The following is a 3,564-nucleotide window of genomic DNA, read 5'->3' on the forward strand; positions in this document are numbered from 1 at the left end:
GGGCGCGAGGCCGGTGTCGAAGATGAAGGTACGAGCGGTGTTGACCAGGTGGTCGATCACCCGGGCCGGGCCGAGGACCGCGCCGCCCTGGCTGCCCAGGGACTTGGAGAGGGTCATGGTGGCCACCACCCCCGCGTCCCCGGCGACGCCCGCCGCCGCGCAGGCGCCCCGGCCGCCCTCGCCGATCACGCCGAGGCCGTGCGCGTCGTCGACGAGCAGCGCCGCGTTGCCCGTACGGCACACCCGGGCGAGTTCGCGCAGCGGCGCCGCGTCCCCGTCCACCGAGAACACCGCGTCGCTCACCACCAGCGCGCGCCGCCCGGGGTACGCGGTGAGGGTCTTCGCCACGGCGCGCGGCTCACCGTGCGGTACGACCACGGTCTCGGCCCGCGAGAGCCGGCATCCGTCGATGATCGAGGCGTGGTTCCCGGCGTCGGACACCAGGAGCGACCCCTCGGCGGTCAGTGCGGTGAGCGCGGCGAGGTTGGCCGCGTACCCCGAGGACAGCACCAGCGCGGACTCGAAGCCGCAGAACGCGGCGAGTTCGCGCTCCAGTTCGGCGTGCAGTTCGGTACTGCCGGTGACCAGCCGGGAGCCGGTAGCGCCGGCGCCCCAGCGGCGCGCCGCCCCGGCCGCCGCCTCCGTCGTCACCGGGTGGCGGGCGAGGCCCAGATAGTCGTTGCTCGCGAGGTCCAGCAGCGGCGATTCGCAGGGGCGCGGCCTGAGCACCCGGACCAGGCCCGACCGCTCGCGCAGGCGCGCCGCTTCGGCTGTCCACTCGAAGGGGTCCTGCTCCAGCGCCATGGTGTCCGGTCCTTTTGTAGGCTGCGGACAGACCCTAGTCCGGACCGGACCGGGTCATGATGTGGTCATACACACACTTCGTTCCGCCTGTGTTGTCGGGTTCCTCCCTGGCTTCGACGTGTGCGCGTGCGCGAGGATCGGCGCCATGGATCTGCTGAATACGCTGGTGGAGAAGGGCCTGCGGCGTGAGCCGCCGACCCGCGAAGAGGCACTCGCCGTGCTCGCGACCTCCGACGAGGAGCTGCTCGATGTGGTGGCCGCGGCCGGGAAGGTGCGCCGCCACTGGTTCGGGCGGCGGGTGAAGCTCAATTATCTGATCAATCTGAAGTCCGGTCTGTGCCCGGAGGACTGCTCGTACTGCTCGCAGCGGCTCGGCTCCACGGCCGACATCCTCAAGTACACCTGGCTGAAGCCCGAGGAGGCGTCGAAGGCGGCGGCCGCCGGGGTGGCCGGCGGCGCGAAGCGGGTCTGCCTGGTCGCGAGCGGGCGCGGGCCCACGGACAGGGACATCGACCGGGTCGCCGGCACCATCGAGGCGATCAAGGAGCAGAACGAGGGCGTCGAGGTCTGCGCCTGCCTCGGGCTGCTGTCGCAGGGCCAGGGCGAGCGGCTGAAGTCGGCGGGCGCCGACGCGTACAACCACAACCTGAACACCTCCGAGGGGACGTACGCCTCGATCACCAGCACGCACACCTTCGCCGACCGGGTGGAGACGGTACGCCACGCGCAGGGCGCCGGTCTTTCCGCCTGCTCGGGGCTGATCGCGGGGATGGGTGAGAGCGACGCCGACCTGGTGGATGTGGTCTTCGCGCTGCGCGACCTGGACCCGGACTCGGTGCCCGTCAACTTCCTGATCCCGTTCGAGGGAACGCCGCTCGCCGAGGAGTGGAACCTCACCCCCCGGCAGTGTTTGCGCATCCTGGCGATGGTGCGGTTCGTCTGCCCCGACTCCGAGGTCAGGCTCGCGGGCGGACGCGAGGTCCAACTGCGGTCGTTGCAGCCGCTCGCGCTGCACCTGGTCAACTCGATCTTCCTGGGCGACTACCTCACCAGCGAGGGCCAGGAGGGCAAGGCGGATCTGGAGATGATCGCCGACGCGGGCTTCGAGGTGGAGGACGCGGACACGACGACGCTGCCCGCGCACCGGCGGGAGGGCGGTACGGAGGACGGCGGTACGGACAGCGGCGCACCCGCGGTCGCCGTGGCCGCCGAAGTCCCCGCCGGAGTCCCTTCCGCCCGGGCCGATCTGGTGTCCGTACGCCGCCGTGGAGCCGGTACGGATCTCGCGCCCAATGCCTGATCCGGTGTCCGGGGGCGATACGGCCGCCCTGCTCGCGCTCGACCGGGCCCATGTCTGGCACCCGTACGGCCCGATGCCGGGCCGTACGGACCCGCTGGTCGTGGAGTCCGCGTCGGGCGTACGGCTCCGCCTCGCCGAACCGGCGTACGGACAGCGCGAGCTGGTCGACGGCATGGCGTCCTGGTGGTCGGCGGTCCACGGCTACAACCACCCGGTGCTCAACGAGGCCGCGCACGGCCAGCTCGACCGGATGAGCCATGTGATGTTCGGCGGCCTCACCCATGAACCGGCCGTGCGCCTCGCCGCGAAGCTCGTCGACATCACGCCCGCGCCGCTCCGCCATGTCTTCCTCGCCGACTCGGGTTCGGTGTCGGTGGAGGTCGCGGTCAAGATGTGCCTCCAGTACTGGCGTTCGCTCGGCCGCCCGGCCAAGCAGCGGCTGCTGACCTGGCGGGGCGGCTACCACGGCGACACCTGGCAGCCGATGTCGGTGTGCGACCCCGAGGGCGGCATGCACGAGCTGTGGCAGGGAATCCTGCCGCGCCAGATCTTCGCCGGCGCCCCGCCGGCCGAGTACGACGAGACGTACGCGGACGAACTGCGCGGCCTGATCGCCCGGCACGCCGACGAACTGGCCGCCGTCATCGTCGAACCGGTGGTGCAGGGCGCCGGCGGCATGCGCTTCCACTCCCCCGCGTATCTGCGGGTGCTGCGGGAGGCCTGCGACGAGTACGGCGTGCTGCTGATCCTCGACGAGATCGCCACCGGCTTCGGCCGTACGGGCACGCTCTTCGCCGCGGAACAGGCCGGGATCTCGCCCGATGTGATGTGTCTCGGCAAGGCGCTGACCGGCGGCTATCTGACGATGGCGGCGACGCTGTGCACCACCGGGGTCGCCGAGGGCATCTCGCGCGGCGAGGTGCCCGTACTCGCCCATGGGCCGACCTTCATGGGCAATCCGCTCGCCTCAGCGGTCGCGCTCGCCTCGATCGAGCTGCTGCTCGGCCAGGACTGGGCGGGCGAGGTGAGCCGGATCGGGACGGGGTTGCGCGAGGGGCTCGCCGAGTGCGCCGAACTGCCCGGCGTACGGGATGTGCGGGTGCTGGGCGCCATCGGTGTCGTCCAACTCGACCACGAGGTGGACATGGCGGCCGCGACCGGGGCTGCGGTACGCGAGGGCGTCTGGCTGCGGCCGTTCCGCGATCTCGTGTACACGATGCCGCCGTATGTGACGGACGACGAGGACGTCGCCAGGATCTGCCGCGCTGTGGGCGCGGTGGCGAAGGAGGGGTGAGATGCCGGTACTGATCGTGACGGGGACGGGCACCGAGATCGGCAAGACCGTCGTCACCGCGGCGGTCGCCGCGCTCGCGCTCGCGAGCGGGCGCAGCGTGGCCGTGCTCAAGCCGGCCCAGACCGGGCTCGCGCCCGGGGAGCCGGGCGACGCCGCCGAGGTGGCC

4 protein-coding genes are annotated in these 3,564 nt (G+C 72.0%); 3 read left to right on the plus strand and 1 reads right to left on the minus strand.

Going from position 1 to position 3,564, the window contains the following annotated elements:
* Nucleotides 1–798 (minus strand): aminotransferase class I/II-fold pyridoxal phosphate-dependent enzyme (locus QR77_RS03795; RefSeq protein WP_040027249.1); only part of this gene is annotated, 798 nt, incomplete at its 3' end.
* Nucleotides 799–949: 151 nt separating this feature from the next.
* On the opposite strand from QR77_RS03795, the gene bioB reads away from it, so the two are divergent.
* The 3 genes from bioB to QR77_RS03810 form a co-directional block, all read left to right on the plus strand.
* Nucleotides 950–2,104: a biotin synthase BioB gene (gene bioB, locus QR77_RS03800; protein ID WP_040019668.1), complete on the plus strand. Its 1,155-nt coding sequence runs from the start codon at nucleotides 950–952 to the stop codon at nucleotides 2,102–2,104.
* Nucleotides 2,097–3,398, plus strand: coding sequence for an adenosylmethionine--8-amino-7-oxononanoate transaminase (locus QR77_RS03805; RefSeq protein ID WP_040019671.1), 1,302 nt, complete (start codon nucleotides 2,097–2,099; stop codon nucleotides 3,396–3,398). Before bioB ends, QR77_RS03805 begins: the two co-directional genes overlap by 8 nt.
* A gap of 1 nt (nucleotide 3,399) precedes the next feature.
* The coding region (locus QR77_RS03810) for an AAA family ATPase (protein ID WP_040019672.1) at nucleotides 3,400–3,564 on the plus strand (165 nt) is incomplete at its 3' end.

Origin of the sequence: Streptomyces sp. 150FB (genome assembly GCF_000818195.1) — a bacterium.
Lineage (GTDB): Bacteria > Actinomycetota > Actinomycetes > Streptomycetales > Streptomycetaceae > Streptomyces.